The organism is Pseudomonas sp. Teo4 (genome assembly GCF_034387475.1).
Taxonomy (GTDB): domain Bacteria; phylum Pseudomonadota; class Gammaproteobacteria; order Pseudomonadales; family Pseudomonadaceae; genus Aquipseudomonas.
The window spans coordinates 51210-65938 of sequence record NZ_JAXCIL010000001.1 but is presented as its reverse complement, the minus strand read 5'-3'; the positions used below and the strand labels follow the sequence as shown (position 1 = coordinate 65938).

Annotated in this window: 21 protein-coding genes; all 21 read right to left on the bottom strand. The window is 59.8% G+C overall.

What is annotated here, in order from left to right:
• Nucleotides 1–4 precede the first annotated feature (4 nt).
• Nucleotides 5–631 carry a tail assembly protein gene (locus PspTeo4_RS00410; protein WP_322361865.1) on the bottom strand — a complete coding sequence of 209 codons (627 nt, stop codon included), beginning with the start codon at nt 629–631 and terminating at the stop codon, nt 5–7.
• A 50-nt stretch (nt 632–681) separates the two neighbouring features.
• Entirely contained in the window at nt 682–1032 is a 351-nt protein-coding gene (locus PspTeo4_RS00405) for a hypothetical protein (protein ID WP_322361864.1), read from the bottom strand.
• 38 nt (nt 1033–1070) lie between these two features.
• The gene (locus tag PspTeo4_RS00400) at nt 1071–1835 is read right to left on the bottom strand and encodes a C40 family peptidase (RefSeq protein ID WP_322361863.1); all 765 of its coding nucleotides are present in this window, start codon (nt 1833–1835) and stop codon (nt 1071–1073) included.
• Between the two features lie 302 nt (nt 1836–2137).
• Nucleotides 2138–2338, bottom strand: a complete 201-nt coding sequence (locus PspTeo4_RS00395) for a hypothetical protein (RefSeq protein WP_322361862.1) — start codon at nt 2336–2338, stop codon at nt 2138–2140.
• Nucleotides 2339–2353: 15 nt separating this feature from the next.
• Complete coding sequence (locus PspTeo4_RS00390) at nt 2354–3052, bottom strand: phage minor tail protein L (protein ID WP_322361861.1); 699 nt, start codon at nt 3050–3052, stop codon at nt 2354–2356.
• Complete coding sequence (locus PspTeo4_RS00385; RefSeq protein ID WP_023381826.1) at nt 3052–3390, bottom strand: phage tail protein; 339 nt, start codon at nt 3388–3390, stop codon at nt 3052–3054. Before PspTeo4_RS00385 ends, PspTeo4_RS00390 begins: the two co-directional genes overlap by 1 nt.
• 20 nt (nt 3391–3410) lie before the next feature.
• Nucleotides 3411–5912 (bottom strand): phage tail tape measure protein, encoded by a 2502-nt coding sequence (locus PspTeo4_RS00380; RefSeq protein WP_322361860.1) that lies wholly within the window; start codon nt 5910–5912, stop codon nt 3411–3413.
• Between the two features lie 48 nt (nt 5913–5960).
• A complete protein-coding gene (locus PspTeo4_RS00375; protein ID WP_023381828.1) occupies nt 5961–6119 on the bottom strand; it encodes a hypothetical protein in 159 nt (52 codons plus the stop codon).
• 62 nt (nt 6120–6181) lie between these two features.
• A complete protein-coding gene (locus PspTeo4_RS00370; protein WP_322361859.1) occupies nt 6182–6649 on the bottom strand; it encodes a phage tail assembly chaperone family protein, TAC in 468 nt (155 codons plus the stop codon).
• Between the two features lie 8 nt (nt 6650–6657).
• Nucleotides 6658–7173, bottom strand: a complete 516-nt coding sequence (locus PspTeo4_RS00365) for a phage tail tube protein (RefSeq protein WP_322361858.1) — start codon at nt 7171–7173, stop codon at nt 6658–6660.
• A 51-nt stretch (nt 7174–7224) separates the two neighbouring features.
• Nucleotides 7225–7593 (bottom strand): DUF3168 domain-containing protein, encoded by a 369-nt coding sequence (locus tag PspTeo4_RS00360; protein ID WP_322361857.1) that lies wholly within the window; start codon nt 7591–7593, stop codon nt 7225–7227.
• Complete coding sequence (locus PspTeo4_RS00355; RefSeq protein ID WP_322361856.1) at nt 7590–8084, bottom strand: HK97-gp10 family putative phage morphogenesis protein; 495 nt, start codon at nt 8082–8084, stop codon at nt 7590–7592. Before PspTeo4_RS00355 ends, PspTeo4_RS00360 begins: the two co-directional genes overlap by 4 nt.
• Complete coding sequence (locus PspTeo4_RS00350; RefSeq protein WP_322361855.1) at nt 8077–8415, bottom strand: phage head closure protein; 339 nt, start codon at nt 8413–8415, stop codon at nt 8077–8079. Before PspTeo4_RS00350 ends, PspTeo4_RS00355 begins: the two co-directional genes overlap by 8 nt.
• Complete coding sequence (locus tag PspTeo4_RS00345) at nt 8412–8729, bottom strand: head-tail connector protein (RefSeq protein ID WP_322361854.1); 318 nt, start codon at nt 8727–8729, stop codon at nt 8412–8414. Before PspTeo4_RS00345 ends, PspTeo4_RS00350 begins: the two co-directional genes overlap by 4 nt.
• Nucleotides 8722–9147: a HeH/LEM domain-containing protein gene (locus PspTeo4_RS00340; RefSeq protein ID WP_322361853.1), complete on the bottom strand. Its 426-nt coding sequence runs from the start codon at nt 9145–9147 to the stop codon at nt 8722–8724. Before PspTeo4_RS00340 ends, PspTeo4_RS00345 begins: the two co-directional genes overlap by 8 nt.
• Before the next feature lie 40 nt (nt 9148–9187).
• Nucleotides 9188–10390: a phage major capsid protein gene (locus PspTeo4_RS00335; RefSeq protein WP_322361852.1), complete on the bottom strand. Its 1203-nt coding sequence runs from the start codon at nt 10388–10390 to the stop codon at nt 9188–9190.
• A complete protein-coding gene (locus tag PspTeo4_RS00330; protein WP_322361851.1) occupies nt 10380–11054 on the bottom strand; it encodes an HK97 family phage prohead protease in 675 nt (224 codons plus the stop codon). Before PspTeo4_RS00330 ends, PspTeo4_RS00335 begins: the two co-directional genes overlap by 11 nt.
• Nucleotides 11032–12243 (bottom strand): phage portal protein, encoded by a 1212-nt coding sequence (locus PspTeo4_RS00325; RefSeq protein ID WP_322361850.1) that lies wholly within the window; start codon nt 12241–12243, stop codon nt 11032–11034. The genes PspTeo4_RS00330 and PspTeo4_RS00325 overlap by 23 nt, the downstream gene beginning before the upstream one ends.
• Entirely contained in the window at nt 12243–12452 is a 210-nt protein-coding gene (locus PspTeo4_RS00320) for a hypothetical protein (protein WP_322361849.1), read from the bottom strand. The genes PspTeo4_RS00325 and PspTeo4_RS00320 overlap by 1 nt, the downstream gene beginning before the upstream one ends.
• Nucleotides 12449–14176, bottom strand: coding sequence for a terminase large subunit (locus tag PspTeo4_RS00315; RefSeq protein WP_322361848.1), 1728 nt, complete (start codon nt 14174–14176; stop codon nt 12449–12451). Before PspTeo4_RS00315 ends, PspTeo4_RS00320 begins: the two co-directional genes overlap by 4 nt.
• On the bottom strand, nt 14176–14661 hold the full coding sequence (locus tag PspTeo4_RS00310; RefSeq protein WP_322361847.1) for a phage terminase small subunit P27 family: 486 nt from the start codon (nt 14659–14661) through the stop codon (nt 14176–14178). Before PspTeo4_RS00310 ends, PspTeo4_RS00315 begins: the two co-directional genes overlap by 1 nt.
• Nucleotides 14662–14729: the final 68 nt, after the last annotated feature.

Below are 14729 nucleotides of genomic sequence, written 5' to 3'. Positions count from 1 at the left end.
GCCTCTATTGCTGGTCTTCGGCGCGGATGCCAAGGGATAGCTGGGCGGAGCCGGTTGTCATCTCGCCGTAGCAGAGAGGTACCGGGTTACCCTGGGTGATGGTGTTCTTGATGCCTGAGAAGTTGTAACTGGGTTGGTTGTCGGCCGCTTCGCTGCTATCAATTTTGGCTTGCTGCCCGGTGATCATTTGCGCAACGCCGCCAATCGCCAAGGACATACCAACCATGCCGATTGCCCCCCAAGTCGTGCCCGCTGCACCTGCACCGAATAAAGTTGTTCCTCCTGCTGCAAGGCCGCCGGTGAAGTAGCTTGCTGCTGCAATTAGGACAACCCCAAGTACAGTCTGCAGGCCTCCCCCGCTTTTGCTCCCCTGAACAACGGGAGCGATACGGATGTCGGCGGAGCCAGGAGGATGGCCGAGTTCATCCTTGTTTAAGTTTCGCTTTCCGTAGAAAACCGCGAATGCCAGACCTCTTTCCTTGGATGAGTGCAGGTAAGGGGTGAATTTCGGGAACAGTATTCCAAGCGCTTTTATGGCCTCAGCTGAAGAGTTGACCGCAAGAAGATGGACACGACCAAACATTCGGCCGAGCTCTCCAGACAATCGAACTGTACGGATCCGGTCAGACATTTTTTCTCCAGACATAAAAAAACCGCCTGGAGAGGCGGTTTAGTTGAAAATCACAAACACTTTTTAACCGGCTCTCTGAGCCGCTTAGATATCCATGTATCTGATGTTTCGTAATATTTAACCGACGTCCTACCCTGCACCGCAGAGATGTCCGCAAAAAAACCACCATCCCGCGCCAGAACAGTCGTCCCGCCATTACGGCCAGGTTGAATAGAAGCTTTGTTGAGCTCTCCAGCTAAGCGCATGTCCTGCCAAGCAAAGAGCAAGCATTTCGCATACTCATCCTCTGATTTTCGCGACTCAAGCGTCTGGCTAGGCCCAGCAGACCGCATTTCCGGCATGGTCGGAGTCGAGCAACCGGCAATGGCAACAGCACACGCCAAAAGAATTGTCCGCTTCATATACGGCCTCCCTGTCAAAGCGGAGAATGTACCAGCAGTCACCTCACATCGCGATGCCTCATGTAGAACCGGGCCGCCTCGCGCCAGAAGCCACCAAACACATCACGCTTTGAGTCGCGGCCGTAGAGGTGGTGCAAGATTCCGCCGGGCACCGGGTGGTGTTCTGGCTCAGTTCTCAGTCGGCCATCAGCCAAGTACACGCCGGCGTGGTTCGCCTTTTCGGAGCGCACCTGCATGACGATCAGGTCTCCCTGGCGAAGCTCGGCCGGGTCTACCGGATAGAATCCCGCGCTCTCGAAGTTGTCGGCATACAGGTCCTGTCCCTTCTCCCACCAGCCGTCCTCTCGCTCAAAGTCAGGCAGGGTGATGCCCAATTCGCGCTGGTAGTAGTCCCGGACCAAGGTGTAACAGTCGAGCACTCCGTGATGGAACGGTCGACCCACCAGCGGGGCCTGGTAACCGGTGGGCTCATGCACTAGGTGCGCCACAGGCTCGCCCTCTCGCACCTCGATGATGATCCAGGGCAAAGCCGTCGCTTCCATTGCCGTCCGATCGGCACCGCTGAGCCGGGCAGATTGGCCGGGGTGGCTATGGACCACCGAGACAATCTCCCCCTGATCCTCGGCGTCAGCCCAGTCCTCGGCGCGGATGCGAAAATCCTGCTGAGGATTCGCCGCAGAGTTGGCCATCGGCAGGTACGTCAGCTTCCGACCAGTTCGTACCAGAAGCCCGCAGCACTCCTCTGGAGCCTTCTCGCGGGCGTGCATGTACATGGCGTGGATCACACCTTGTGGGATTTTCATGGGTAGATGTCCAGGCTGGATGAAAGGCCAGTAACGCGACGGCACTAAGGGGTAGTAGCGTTTCGCCTCCACTAAACACATGGAGGTTTTCATGAGCAGCACAACTCAAGAAGTTGTAAGTCACCTAAACCGCTCGATCAGGAGCGCGCAATCCGTAGCGCGAGGCTTAATACAAGGGGGAAGGCCAGAGCACACGGCACAAGCTCTTCTCGAGGCCATCGAGAGCACCGCTAAAGCAGTTGAGTATCTGGCCAGGCGGGTCGAAGAGCTTGAAGCAAAATCCGAGTCTGCCGACCTACAGGTCAAAGCTCAGTAACGAAAACCGCTTCGGTCTCGATACCCTCTGGGCCAGCTAAGAAACTGACGCCACTCACAGACTCCAGCTGACCTTCGCGGAAGGCTGGATCTTCGCCATATTTTCTTTGCAAGGCGTCAATAATGTCCGCTTGGCTCAGAGCAAAGCGATCCCTTCGGATGTTGACGATTTCGGTGGACTTGGTCATGACCTGTTCCTTCTTTCAATTGCCTGCGGAGGGGAAGCTGCCGTAACGCAGCGGGTTGTTCGCGCCAAAACGCAGCTTGCAACCGGTGAGCGTGCCCGAGCACATATCCTGCTCGGGGTCCTCGGTCGACACGTCCTTGTCGGTCGCGTAATTCGATCCGGTGTAGCCGCAGTAAGCGCCTCGGTACCCGCCGATGGTGAGCCACTGGCAGCAGTTTGCGACGATCTGCCGGCCTGGCAGCTTGCGGTCGGAGGCGATTAGCGGCGACTTGAGGACAAATGAGATCAGCTCGCCGTCTGCTGACTGCTTCTGGTCTATGGTCAGGACGTCATCAGCGAAGTGCTCATCCGGGTCCGCCTCCGGATTCCCATCAGGGAAATTGGCTGCGTCGAGGAATCGGCCGAGTGTTCGGTGACGGACCACCCTGGCGTCAATCAGATCGTCATAAATCCGGCAAAGGGCGGTGATCATGCCGGAAACGTTACCGACGGAAAGGGTCGGGCTATTCTGCTGCCCCTCCCCCGTCATGCCCATACCTTCAACTTTGATCGGCCAAGGCGAGTATTCCATCGCCTGCCAGAAGATCGGGCCCACCTGGGTATAGCCATGGAAATAGTAGACATCCCCGCCCAGGGCTGTGAGGTCAAGCTCAAACAGCTCGACGTACTGGCCGGGCGTGAGCTTCTGAATCTCCTCGTAAATGCTTTCGGCCATCAGGCTGCTCCAAAGTGCTGCTCAAAGGTCGCGGTCAGGGTGAACATCCCGGCTCCGTGTGGCGTAACGCCCCAGGTCGCGCAGGTAAAGAGCGAAGGCACCCCAAGCGGTGGGGTCCAGTTGAATGGTATGAATCCTTTCCGAGCTCGTAAGAAGCCCAGGATCTCCAGCACATAGGCCTCCTTCCCTCGAAAGGTCAAAGGCCAGCTCTGCACTTCATTGTTGATGCCATCCCCGGCCACCTGCCGGTAGCCGTTTCCGAACTGCGCGCTGCGCACGCGGAATGTCCCGGTGCCCGTCGGTTCGATATACGGGCACCAGGTAAAGTTGTCTGCCATGGTGGATGCTCTGTTTTATGTCAGCGAACGGGGCGGTTGATTGCAGTCCAGATCATCCCGCCACGACCAAGCTGCTTAGCAATCTCTTGGCGGGCGCCATCCTGAGCAGCTTTCGCATAGGCTTGAGCCACTGCATTCATGTCGCCAGTTGCCGTGCCAGCCTGGCCACCGGATCCATCGACAGATATCTGCTGCTGAATGATCACTGGCGAGCTACCTCCGCCCTGGCCTATAGCCTGCATCGCGTCGCTCGAGTAGGAGCTCGCACTAGGGCCGACGTACCCGCCATCTGCATACCCCTTCGCGTTGAGGCCTTCCAGGAAGGCTCGCATGCCAGGCTGCTCCACAACCTCCTTGCGCAGCACGAACTCTCCAGCGTGAACGATGCCAGCAGGGTCGAACTTGCCGCCTGAGCCGGTGTAGCCACCATCCCAGAATCCGCTTGGCGTGTAAGTCATGCCAGATGAAGCGCTACCCAGCCCGAAATCGAACCCACTGGAACCTCCCGCAGAGGCTGACGACGCGTACGACCCAGCGGCGGACGTGGCCAGGCTAGGGAGGATGCTGGAAAACACATTGGACGCTGCCGCTTGCATGGCCATTTTGGCAACCATCTTGCCGAAGCTGGCCGCCACATCACCGAACTTCTGGTCCGCTCCGAAGGCCCACTCGACCGCTGCATCGGTCAACCCATCGAACAGCGAGGTAAAGGCGTTGCCCATCTGGCCGGCAATATCCTTGGCTTGGTCCATGTAGTTGTGCAGCGCATCGCTTGCGCCGGAGAGCCAGTCCGATTGCGCATCGTCAAGCTGCGCGTAGTAGCCCTGCTGGTCGGCTAGGCGCTCAGCAAGAGAAGCCTTGAGCAAGCCAGTTTCCTTGCGGAAAAGTGAGTCGCTTATGTCACCGGCGTTACGCTGCGCCTGCAGTTCAGACAGCTTGTCGTTGTACTCCTGCTCAATCTGCAGGTTCTGCCGCAGCCGATCCCGGGCCTTGTCGCCGAGACCAGCACCAGCCAGGTCAATTGCAAACCCGGAACGCGCGGTTGCATTTGAGGCGGCCAGCGTGGCGGCATAGGAAGCGGCTTTAGCATTGTCCTCATTGGCCTGCTTGAGCTGTTTGAGTCGGTCCAGTTCTTCGGCCAGTTGCGAAAGGCGGGTCTGCTGCTGGCCACTCAGGCCTTTCAGCTTTCCGGCGGTCATTTCGAACTGCAGCTTGGCCACTTCGGTCGCATCTTTGCGCTTGTCTACTTCAGTGTTGATCAGCTCAATCTGTCGTTTGTAACCTTCCTCGGTCGTGTCGAACTGGGTCTGGAGCTTTTTGGCTGCGGCTTCAGCTGCCTTTGCTGCGGCTTGGGCATCGGCAGTCGGGGCCTTGAAGGTTCCCTTCGCGCCTTCCTTGTTCAGCAAGGCCAGGGCGCCGGCGATCTCCTTGATCTTGCCACTGGCCTGGCCAGATGAGCCGGCCTGATCAATACGGACCCACAAGCGGTTATAACGCTCATCCATCCGATCAAGGTCTTTGCCCACTCCATCAGCCAGGCGTGACGAGTTCTCCTGAATTTTCCCGATCACTTCCGACGGTTTGGACAAGTCCACTCCATCAAACGCGCCGCCGATGATGGTGACAAGGCCCTTAATGGATCTCCCGGTCAGCTCAAAGGCATAGGCGACCATCAATGCCGTCTTGGCACTGACATCCAGGATCAGCCGGAGCCCCTCCGACAGAACCGACATCGACTCAGTGTCCTGGCTCAAGTCGAACAGAATGTTGGAGTAATCGCTCAGCGTAGGCATGAGCGCGGCAGCCATCTGGTTCTTGATGCCCGCCATTGACTGCTCGGCCAGCCACCCTGCTGCCGCCAGGTTCTGGGTCGCAACAATGGTCTTCTCACCCATGATCGCGCCTGCCTTCTCAGCAGCATCACCGAGCACCGCGAAGCCTGCCCCATTGTCGCGCAATAGCGGTAGCAATAGGGTCGCATCGTTGGCCAGCGATTCCATCTGCTGGGTCATCTCAGCCTGACTCAGGCCTGCCTTCTGCAAGCTTGTGGCGAACAGTTGCAGGGCCTGCGGGCCTGACAGGTTGCGGAACTGATCGGCGGTCACCCCAACTTTGGGGGCGATGGTCTTGAAGAAGTCCTGCAGTTCGCCGCCACCATTGAGGAGGAAGTCACCAACCTTGTCGTTCACATCCTTGAAGATGTCCGCCAGCTTGTCGTTCTCTACGCCTACCGATTTGGCACCTGCCGCGTACTTCTGAAACTCCGTCGTGCTGCTGCCGGCCACGGAGGCGAAGCGGCTGATTTCACTTGCCGCCTGTACGGTGGAAACAGTGAACGCCGCGAGCGCCGTAACGCCAGCGGCTATCCCAGCGCCAATTGCTACTCCAGCAGCCTTGGCATTCTTCTCCACTTCCTTTCGCCATTTGAGGGAGCTCCGCTCGGCCTTGTCCATGCCGGCGACGAATCCTCCCACCTGGGCGATGACATTAAGCGTCAAGGTGCCAAGAGCCTTGCTTGCCATCTCTTTCTCCGAACATGGGAAACCACACCGCAAGGCAAGGCCGTCAGGTCAGGACCAGGATTCGATTGCCTGTTCCAGACTGACCGGCCCTGCCTGGTCGTGTGGGGTGAAGTCTTCCGGCGTAAACGGCACCGGCCGAATCTTGGTGTCCCGGCATTGGTTGGCCATGATCGAGGCGAGGAGCCCGCCGACACGCTCGATTCGCATGCCGACATGCAAAGACCCGCGGCGCTTTATGAACTTGGCCCACGAGTAGAACTCGCTAAGGCTCAGGTTTTCTTGCGCCTGGGCGATCGTTTGGCCGCCGACTCCGGCGAGGACGAGTTCGTGCCAGAGCTCGTCGAGGTCGGTGAGCTCGACATCTTTCCCAGGTTGTTCACCTCATGGATCACCGTCAGCAGCGCTACCGTGAGGTTGCCATCGAGCGCGCCAAGCCGCTTGGTGCTTTTCGGATCCTTGACGAGCTCTACGGGGTCAAGCGGGCCATGGGTAATGTCCACCGCGGTGAACACCGGGTTGCCATCTTCATCGCAAATGGCGGCGGCGATACGACCAGCAATGCTGTCCTGCTTACCGGTTGCGGCGAGTACGTCACTCACAGCGGCCTGGTAACCCAAAGGGCGAACGAAAACGGTAGCGGTAAAAGTGTCTTCACCTTGTTGCCAGGTGATTGGCTTTTCAACTGGGCGCCCGGTAAACGAACCAGACTTTTGCAGCGAGTCAATGGTGAGCTTCATGCTGGCCCTCAAGCGGTTTTCTTGATCCAGGCGGAACCGCCCGAGCGTTGAATGGATACCGCAGTGCTGACCACGGCGTTGGCGGCGAAGTCGAACGGGAAGTCAGCAACATAGCCCTGGAATACGAACCAGGTTCGAGTCGCTGGAAGCTCGAAGTCATCCCCTTCGGTGTTGAGGGTGGGCAGCGCCGTTGGCGTGCCGTCAGCATCCAGCGGTCCGTCCGACCAGCCCACGGCCCACCGGATCGTGGTATCACCATCCGCTTCGGACAACTGGTGTAGTCGGATATGGCTGTCGCTGTTCGGGTCAGCGTTCACGGTGAGGGATGCCTGGCCCGGAGTGCGCAAACCCTTTTTATAGGTACGCTCCTTCGAGCTCAGGCAGGTGTCCTCGATCTGATCCGCAGGCGCCCCGCCAGGGTTGAACGCAGTGGCGCACTCAACTTCCATGACGGTCAACGGGCCGGTACCGGATACGGGCGGAACCAGGGCGAATACCTGGGTGCCTTGGGTCAAAATCGACATGGTGATCTCCTGTCGGGCAAAGAAAAGCCCGCGCTTGGCGGGCTGGGTTGATCAGCGTCGGACTATCCAGTCCACGTCGAAGCTGGTTCGGTAATTGTTTGTGGTTGGGTCTCGGCTCTCACCGCCCCAGCGCGTGACGTAGGCCCTCAATTCGATTGCGTCACGAATGGCTTCGCGCACCTGACGCGACGAGGTGTCGGTGGCCCCGTACACATCGACCTGCAGGGTGAAGCCGTCGGCATCGGGCCGACCGGCCAGGTAGTTCTCCGGGGTACCGTTCACCAGCTGCCAAACCGCGTAGGGCTTGACCACGCCATCCGGTGCTTCGCCAAACGAGTACAGCCGGAGATCGGCGCCGGCCCCGAGCAGCGCCGTTACACCGGCATCCTGGGAGCAGACTTCAAAAATCGGTGCCTTCATGAGGATGCAGCCTTCTTCGCGGCGCGCCGGATGGCCCGGTCAATCGCCTTCTCATATTCGGTGACGAAGGTATTGGTCACCTCGCTGATGCTGTTGGCCAGGGCCGGGCGCATGAACGGTGCCGCTGCCATGAGCTCGGTACCGAACTCAATGAGGCGCCAATGCGGAGTCGGGGCATTGGTCGAGGTATCAACCTCCTCTCCCTTCTTCGCCAGCACAGCACCGTGTAGCACGCCGATGCGAAAGCCCAAATCGCCTGTTTGCTTGAACAAGCGTCCATTCCAGCGCAGGGCAATGTTGTCCGAGATCGACCGCCCAGTGGCTTTATCGTCGATGCGTTCGGCACCTTCCTTGGCCTTCTGCGCTACGATCTGGGCAGCTTTGCGCAGCGCCGCTCGACCACCCTTGCGGCGAACGTCATAGCTGATCGAGTCCAGTTTTCCGAGCAGGCTGTCCAGGCCGGTGATACTGAACTCGACGCCGTCAGCCATCCTTCACCCCTTTCGAGACCAGAATCGTCAGGTACTCCCGTCCGGACTTGTCGTCTTCCAGGGGCGGGCCTTCGATGCTGTACACCTCGCCGCGATAGATGATCCGCATGGTCGGCAGCACCCCAAGGCGATACCGGATGACCATGCGTGCTGTTGCCTCAGACTGTGCAGCCTTAGCAGCCACCAAGTCGCGCGCTGACAATGGGGAAACCTGAGCCCACACCGTGGCAAACTTCTGCCACTCCAGCTCACCGTATTCGCCAGTATCAGGATCGCGAGAAGATACCTTTTGCTGTAGCTCTATCCGGTGCCTCAGGTCGCCAGCCCTCATACATTCACCCAGCGATGAGGCCCCCAAAGAGCTTGGGTAGCCATTGGCATTTCGGTCGCAATCGTCCCGGTTACAACGGTTTCCCGGGCCGAGTACCAGTGTCCGATCAGTAGCAACGCACCCTGGCGAATCGCATTGCTGATGACCAGCACATTCCCAGCCGGCTCTGGCACCGGATCACCTTCAGCAAGCAGCTTGCGGTTGGTCCACTGCTCGAACGTGCTGAATGCCGCGTCGGTGTATGCCTGGATCAGGGCGTCTTCCTCATCACCGTCAACCCGCAGGTGCGACTTCACGGTGTCGAGGTCAATCATTTTTCGGCACCAGGGCCTGCAACGCGGGCTTTTTCGCGTCTGCCGCGAATTCGATACCGTGAGCGGTGAGCCATTCTTTCAGAATGGGAACGGTCATTTTCATCGGGTCAGTTTCGTTTTCGGCGCCCTTCTGCAACTCGATAGCCGCGTCGATTTCCTCCTGTGAGCTGCGCGAGGAAAAGCCCTCTGGCGGATAGTTCGCCGCCAGATAGCCAGCCTCAACCCACTCGGCAACGGTCGGACCATCTTCGCGTGGTACCGGCGGGCCCTTTTGGCTGAGGTACTCAGCGACCCCTAGGTGATCCACTGCCACCAGCGCGCAGCGATCGGACACGTCCTGCTCGCCAGCCTGAACTTCGATCACCTGATTACCATCAGGGGCGAACGGAAATGGCTTCTTCACGAGAATAATCGGCATAAAACCTCCTAAGCATGGGCGCCCGAAGGCGCCCGGTAGATCAGGCGGCGCTCAGGGTCAGGACCTTGATCGCTTGAGAGTCGGTGAGCATGCCGCCGACGCGCTTGGTGGTGTAGAAGCCCACGAACGGCTTGTTGGTGTACGGATCGCGCAGCACGCGGGTGCCGAGGCGATCAACGATGGTGTAGCCGCGCTTGAAGTCGCCGAACGAAATCGCGTTAGCGTCAGCGGCGACATCCGGCATGTCCTCATTCTCGGTGATGCCGTAGGCCAGCAGCGTCGATGGCTGACCGAGCTCCAGGCCAGGGCGCCACAGGTAGTTGCCGTCGCTGTCCTTCAACTTGCGCACGCGGGCAACGGTCAGGTTGTTCATCATGAAGCGACCATTGGCCCGGTAGCCGGCCTTGAGCGAGTGCACCAGGTCGATCAGGTTGTCAGCGGTGAAACTGCCGGCCGCACCGGACAAAATCTTCTGCAGCTTCCCGAAGGCCCGGGTCTTGTCAGTGTCGGTCACCAGTTCATAGGCCAGGTAACCCTTTGGCTTGCCGGAGCCATTGCCCAAGGTGAATGCATTGCCCTCCTTGTCGGAGAACTCGCGGGCGACCTCGCCATCGAGCCAAGCTTCGGCGTCGAAGAAGATGTCATCGAGGCTGGTCTGAGTGGCTTGTGGGTTGGCGTAGAGTTCGCCCATAAAGGCCGAGATTTGCGCCAGAGTCGGGGTTCCGGTCGCCGGGCGGGCATCGGTTTCACCGACCCAGCCAGAACCTGCGCCGCCCAGGCTGACCAGGCGCTTGTAGTCTGGGGAACCGACAGTGATCTGGTTGCACACCTGGCGCATCGGCGACGCGTCGCGCAGCAGTTCGATGATGCTGCGATCCAATTCCTCGGGCACGGCGTAGCCACCGTCTGCATCGGCGCCAATCTGGAGCGCCTTGGCCTGCAGCTCGCCCAGGCCGGTGTCGATACCCTTGCGCACGAACTGCATGAAAGCAGTCTTGTGTTCGCTTGCAGCCTTGGTGCCGGTGCCGTTGGGGCGCTTCAGGTCAGCCAGTTCCTTTTCGAGCGACGACTTGAGCTCGTCCAGCTCGCCCAGCTTCTCGTTCAGCGTTTCGACCTGGCCGGTCAGCTTGCCCTTCTCGGCCTCCAGACCTTCGATGCGCTTGTCGTTCTTTTCCTTGAACTCGTCGAACTTCTTGCCCAGGGCATCGGCGACTTCTTTGATGTCTTTTTCTTCAACGGCCATGAGAGGCTCCTTCAATGCGGTCAATAAGGGATTTCAAGTGATTGAGTGATGCGTCGGCACCCGCCTCTCGCGGTGAAACTGCGCCGTAGCCCTTGGCCATGAAGGCCTTGGCTTGGGAGCCGGAGAACCCTACCTCGCGCAGGGCTCGCTCCACTTTGCTGGGCGGCGGGGTTTCGCCGCGGGCCAGCAGAGATTTCACGTCAGTGATCCGGGCTTCATCGTTGGCCGGGAAGGTGACCAGGGAGACTTCCCAGAGATCGATCGCCTTCAGCAGCCAGATGCCCTTCTCCTTGTCGTACTCGTAGTCGTCGAGCATGTAGCCGATGGACATGCCAGTCAGGCTCCCGGCCTTCATGTGGCCGTGAGCGCGTTTCGCCAGAGGATCAGCTTCTGTGAGCAGCCGCCCTTTGACGTACAGCCCAACCTCGTCCTCGCGCATCTCGGTGTACACACCGATCGGCTCGCTCATGTTGTGCTGCCAAAGCATGGCCGGCAGCCGGCCTTTCTCATTCCACTTGGCAAGGCTTGCGGCAAAGGCGCCGCGGACAACTACGTCGCCGTAACTGTCTTCCACGCCAAACACCGAGCCGTAGCCCTCGAACTCGCCGTTGTCGCTGACCGACTTGATGGTCAGCGGCAGGTCAAGGCGCTGTTTTGTCTGCATCGCCGGCAGCCTCTGGTTTGGTGGTCATGTTCATCGGGGTCAGGTACACATCCCCGCCCTCGCGCGGGTTCAGGTCTTCCAGCTCGCGGCAGTCATTCGGGCTGAGGATTCCCCACTGGATGCCCTTGCCGTAGGACTCATAGCGGCCTTTCAGGTCGCCGCGCATGAGTCCGCCAGCATTGAATTTTGCGTAGTGGTTGAGCCGGTCTTTCTCGTTGAGCAGGCCGACCTGAATGCGGTGCTCAATTCGAGTCAGGTACGGCACAAGTGAGTAGTTGACGAAGCTCATCCCCAACTGCTCGACGTTGTTGAGCGTCATCTTGTCCATGTTCGCCACCAGGTGCGGCGGAACGCGGAACAGGCCGCAGATCTGCGCCTCGGTGAGTTTCTTCGACTCGATGAACTGGGTGTCCTGGGCATTCAGGCTGATCGGTTTCCAGTCCAGTCCCATCTCCAGGATCATTGGCTTGTAGGCGTTTGCCACACCCATGTGCTCGCCTTGGAATTCAGTTTTCAGCCGCCCGAATGCCTCGTCGGTGAGCTGCTGCTCAGTTCGCAGGACGCCACTGGTGACCGCGCCGTTCGTGAACAGCTTGGCTGCATGAGCATCCATCGCCTGGCCAAGTCCGAGCGTCTGCCTGGCGTATGCGATTGGGTTCAAGCCGACGAGTCCGTCGAGCGTGATCAGGCGTACATGCCAGATCTCGTCCTGGCTCAAGGTCTCCTGGCCGCTGTTGAACGTGACCTTGTACTCGACGGACCAGTCGTCCTTGAGCTTCGGCTGAACCCGGTCGGGGTTGATCGGCAGCAACTCGACGACATTGCCAAGGGCCTTGACCTTGTAGGCGTAGAAATTGCCGCGCAGGCACAGGCAGGCCACCATCAGTTCCCAGAACTCCTGGGCCGTCATGTAGCCGTTCGGGGCCATGGTGAGCAGTGGATATAGCCTGTGGCCGGTGGCAGGCGCCCTGACCTTGCCGTCTTGCTTCAGCAGCCGGCAAGGCAGCATGCCGATCGACTCAGCCAGCACCCTCACGCAATTGAAGACCACCAACTGCTGCAAGGCGCTGGTAGTGGTCACCCGCTGACCGGATGCACTTTCGTAGCCAGAGCCTAGCGCCTGCGCCAGTTTCTCCGGCGTATCGATGATTAGCGGATTGTTTTTTCTTCCAAGAAGGGCCTTGAACATCAGCTACCTCCTCGCGTGACGGCGTAGGCCGAAAGCGCCATGAGGATCACGCCGCACACCGAGAGTGCCACGGCTTCGCCCATGCCGATCCACAGGCCCCGTGCAAGTAGCGCAAACCCGGCCAGGCCTACCGCGTCCGGCAAGGATTCGCGCAGACGAGCGAGCGCGGACACCCCACCACTGCGGGGCGCCTCGTTGTGAGAGGTCATAGAGTTCTGATTCCGTGCTTGGTGATGTGGTCGGAGAGCGTTTCCTCCGGGTTTGCGTTAGCCAGCACCCGGCCAACCGTCATGATCAACGCCACTGCCCCGTCGATCTTGTTGTCTTCGCCCTGCTTGATCGGTCGCACCACGTCATCATTGCCGGGCAGGTTCTTGCCGATGACGTTGCCGATACACCAAGTCATGATCGGATTGCCGTCGTGATGGAACCTACCCGCCTCGATTGCGGCCTCCAGCTCCTTCATGCCGTCGGACATGTTGGTGTAGTTCTGGGTGATGGTGATCGGATTGAAGCCTTCATCGTCCAGGTCATGACTCAGGCCCGTGGCGCCGTGCGGGTCGATCGGGCTTTCCCTGATCGGCGCCAGCTTGTTGGCTTCCTTGGTGTCCTCGAGGATTTCTCGGTAATCGACCTCGGCGCCTGGTGTTGTGGTCAGGTGGCCGGTGTTGACCCAGGCCTGAAAGCGCTCGGCCATGCGCTTGTTGTCCACGTCGTTAGCGGTGTCCTCGGGAACCCAGAACGCCGGAGCAACGCTGTAGTAGTGGGTCTTCCCTTCGATCTCGCGCCAGAACAGCCTGGCCCTGGAGTTCATGTCCAGCTTGCGCGCCAGGTCGAAGCCGGCAATCCACTCCTGACCCTCGAACTGTTCAAGCGAGAGCGTCTTGTCCTCGCAGGCCTTCCAGCTTTCCATGTTGAAGAAGCCGGATTTGGCACTCACCCACAGGTTCAAGTGCTTGGTCTTGAACGTGTTGGTGAAGCGCGCCGAGCGGATCGCCCTGGCCAGCTGGCTCTCCAGGTACTCCTGAAAGACCGACACGCCCATGCAGGGGTTGGCCTTGGCCAGGTTCTTCGGGTCGGTCCAGTCGTCGCCCTCGTCGAGCGTCCAGATATAGCCGAACAGCTCGTCGTCCGGCACGGTGCCGTTGAGCATCTCGATGACCTGGCGGCGCTTGTCGTAGCACGGCCCCTCGATGTTCGCGCCGGCGGTGGTGATGATGAACATCAACGGCTGCCGCCGTGCACCCATGCCGGTGAGCATCGTGTCGTACTGGGCCGCGCTGTCGTGCTCGTGGTATTCGTCAATGATCGCGCAGGACGGCGATGCACCATCACCTGGGTTGCCGATCAGCGGCTCGAAGCGGCTGCCGTTCGACGGGATGTTCAAGTTCGAGGCGTTGACCTCGATGCCAGCTGCCTCGATCAGCATGGGCGACCGGCTGACCATCAGCCTTGCAGGCCGGAATACCTCCCACGCTTGCTTCTCGGTGGTCGCTCCGGAGTAGACCTCGGCGCCGAACTCATTGTCGGCGGTGAACATGCTGATGCCGACGCCAGCGGCGATCACCGATTTGCCGTTCTTGCGCGGCACCTCCCAATAGCTCTCGCGGAAGCGCCGGTACCCACCCTTCTTCCGGACCCAGCCGAAGGTGCAGGCCAGGCCGAAGAGCTGCCAGGGTTCCAGGGTGATCAGCTGTCGCTTGAACGCCCATTCGCCCTTGGTGTGGGGAAGCAGCTGCATGAGGCGCAACTTCTTCTCGGCCTTGGCCGGATCAAACTTGTACGGGTAATCCTTCGATCGGCTGGCCGCTACGTCATCGAAGTGCCGCTCTATCGCCTGGTGGATGAAGCGGCAAGCGGGAAACTTTCCTTTGAGGACGGACTTTGCCCACGCCATCGCCTTGTCGACGTTGGTGTATTTGGCTCTGGCCATCAGGAACTCAGTAGGGCTGCGAACTCGTTGGTGGATTTCTGCTTGTTGCCGCCGATGATTCGGGTTCGGCTGGCTGGGTCCAGGCCCAGCATCGACCCGAATGTCACGATCTGACGCATTGCTTCGTTTGCAGCGGTAAGCGCTGGGTTCTTCATCGGGCTGCCCTGCGATGACTCGACCACCGGGCCGAACTGGTCGACAGCCTCCTGGGCCATTCGCCAGTTGCTGTAGGCGGTGCAGAAAGCCTCAACGTTGTGCAGGTCAGTCAGCGCGATGACATTCTCGCGTAGCAGCTCGGGTACCAGCATCTTCCACATTGTGGCCGCACGATCGCTCAGCCAGTCCGGCGGATCCACATTGGTGATGGTGGCGAACTGCGGCTCGGCCTTGTTCAAGGCCCGTTTTCCGGGGTTGCCGGCTAGCTCTTTCTTGGCCGTCGGCTTGGGTTTGCGACCACGGCCGGCGACCTTGGCGGTGCCTCCCATCGCGCAACTCCTGAATTTTTAATTTCGCGGGTGTAAAAAAACGACTGAGGGCGCGGTGTCCGAGCGGA

Coding starts and splice junctions, on each gene's coding strand:
- PspTeo4_RS00355 (WP_322361856.1), bottom strand. CDS start 8,084: ATGGCTGACGGCGTCGAGTTCAGTATCACCGGCCTGGACAGCCTGCTC.
- PspTeo4_RS00395 (WP_322361862.1), bottom strand. CDS start 2,338: ATGACCAAGTCCACCGAAATCGTCAACATCCGAAGGGATCGCTTTGCT.
- PspTeo4_RS00350 (WP_322361855.1), bottom strand. CDS start 8,415: ATGAGGGCTGGCGACCTGAGGCACCGGATAGAGCTACAGCAAAAGGTA.
- PspTeo4_RS00405 (WP_322361864.1), bottom strand. CDS start 1,032: ATGAAGCGGACAATTCTTTTGGCGTGTGCTGTTGCCATTGCCGGTTGC.
- PspTeo4_RS00370 (WP_322361859.1), bottom strand. CDS start 6,649: ATGAAGCTCACCATTGACTCGCTGCAAAAGTCTGGTTCGTTTACCGGG.
- PspTeo4_RS00310 (WP_322361847.1), bottom strand. CDS start 14,661: ATGGGAGGCACCGCCAAGGTCGCCGGCCGTGGTCGCAAACCCAAGCCG.
- PspTeo4_RS00325 (WP_322361850.1), bottom strand. CDS start 12,243: ATGTTCAAGGCCCTTCTTGGAAGAAAAAACAATCCGCTAATCATCGAT.
- PspTeo4_RS00320 (WP_322361849.1), bottom strand. CDS start 12,452: ATGACCTCTCACAACGAGGCGCCCCGCAGTGGTGGGGTGTCCGCGCTC.
- PspTeo4_RS00380 (WP_322361860.1), bottom strand. CDS start 5,912: ATGGCAAGCAAGGCTCTTGGCACCTTGACGCTTAATGTCATCGCCCAG.
- PspTeo4_RS00345 (WP_322361854.1), bottom strand. CDS start 8,729: ATGATTGACCTCGACACCGTGAAGTCGCACCTGCGGGTTGACGGTGAT.
- PspTeo4_RS00360 (WP_322361857.1), bottom strand. CDS start 7,593: ATGAAGGCACCGATTTTTGAAGTCTGCTCCCAGGATGCCGGTGTAACG.
- PspTeo4_RS00335 (WP_322361852.1), bottom strand. CDS start 10,390: ATGGCCGTTGAAGAAAAAGACATCAAAGAAGTCGCCGATGCCCTGGGC.
- PspTeo4_RS00390 (WP_322361861.1), bottom strand. CDS start 3,052: ATGGCCGAAAGCATTTACGAGGAGATTCAGAAGCTCACGCCCGGCCAG.
- PspTeo4_RS00400 (WP_322361863.1), bottom strand. CDS start 1,835: ATGAAAATCCCACAAGGTGTGATCCACGCCATGTACATGCACGCCCGC.
- PspTeo4_RS00375 (WP_023381828.1), bottom strand. CDS start 6,119: ATGCGAATCGAGCGTGTCGGCGGGCTCCTCGCCTCGATCATGGCCAAC.
- PspTeo4_RS00385 (WP_023381826.1), bottom strand. CDS start 3,390: ATGGCAGACAACTTTACCTGGTGCCCGTATATCGAACCGACGGGCACC.
- PspTeo4_RS00340 (WP_322361853.1), bottom strand. CDS start 9,147: ATGCCGATTATTCTCGTGAAGAAGCCATTTCCGTTCGCCCCTGATGGT.
- PspTeo4_RS00330 (WP_322361851.1), bottom strand. CDS start 11,054: ATGCAGACAAAACAGCGCCTTGACCTGCCGCTGACCATCAAGTCGGTC.
- PspTeo4_RS00315 (WP_322361848.1), bottom strand. CDS start 14,176: ATGGCCAGAGCCAAATACACCAACGTCGACAAGGCGATGGCGTGGGCA.
- PspTeo4_RS00410 (WP_322361865.1), bottom strand. CDS start 631: ATGTCTGACCGGATCCGTACAGTTCGATTGTCTGGAGAGCTCGGCCGA.
- PspTeo4_RS00365 (WP_322361858.1), bottom strand. CDS start 7,173: ATGTCGATTTTGACCCAAGGCACCCAGGTATTCGCCCTGGTTCCGCCC.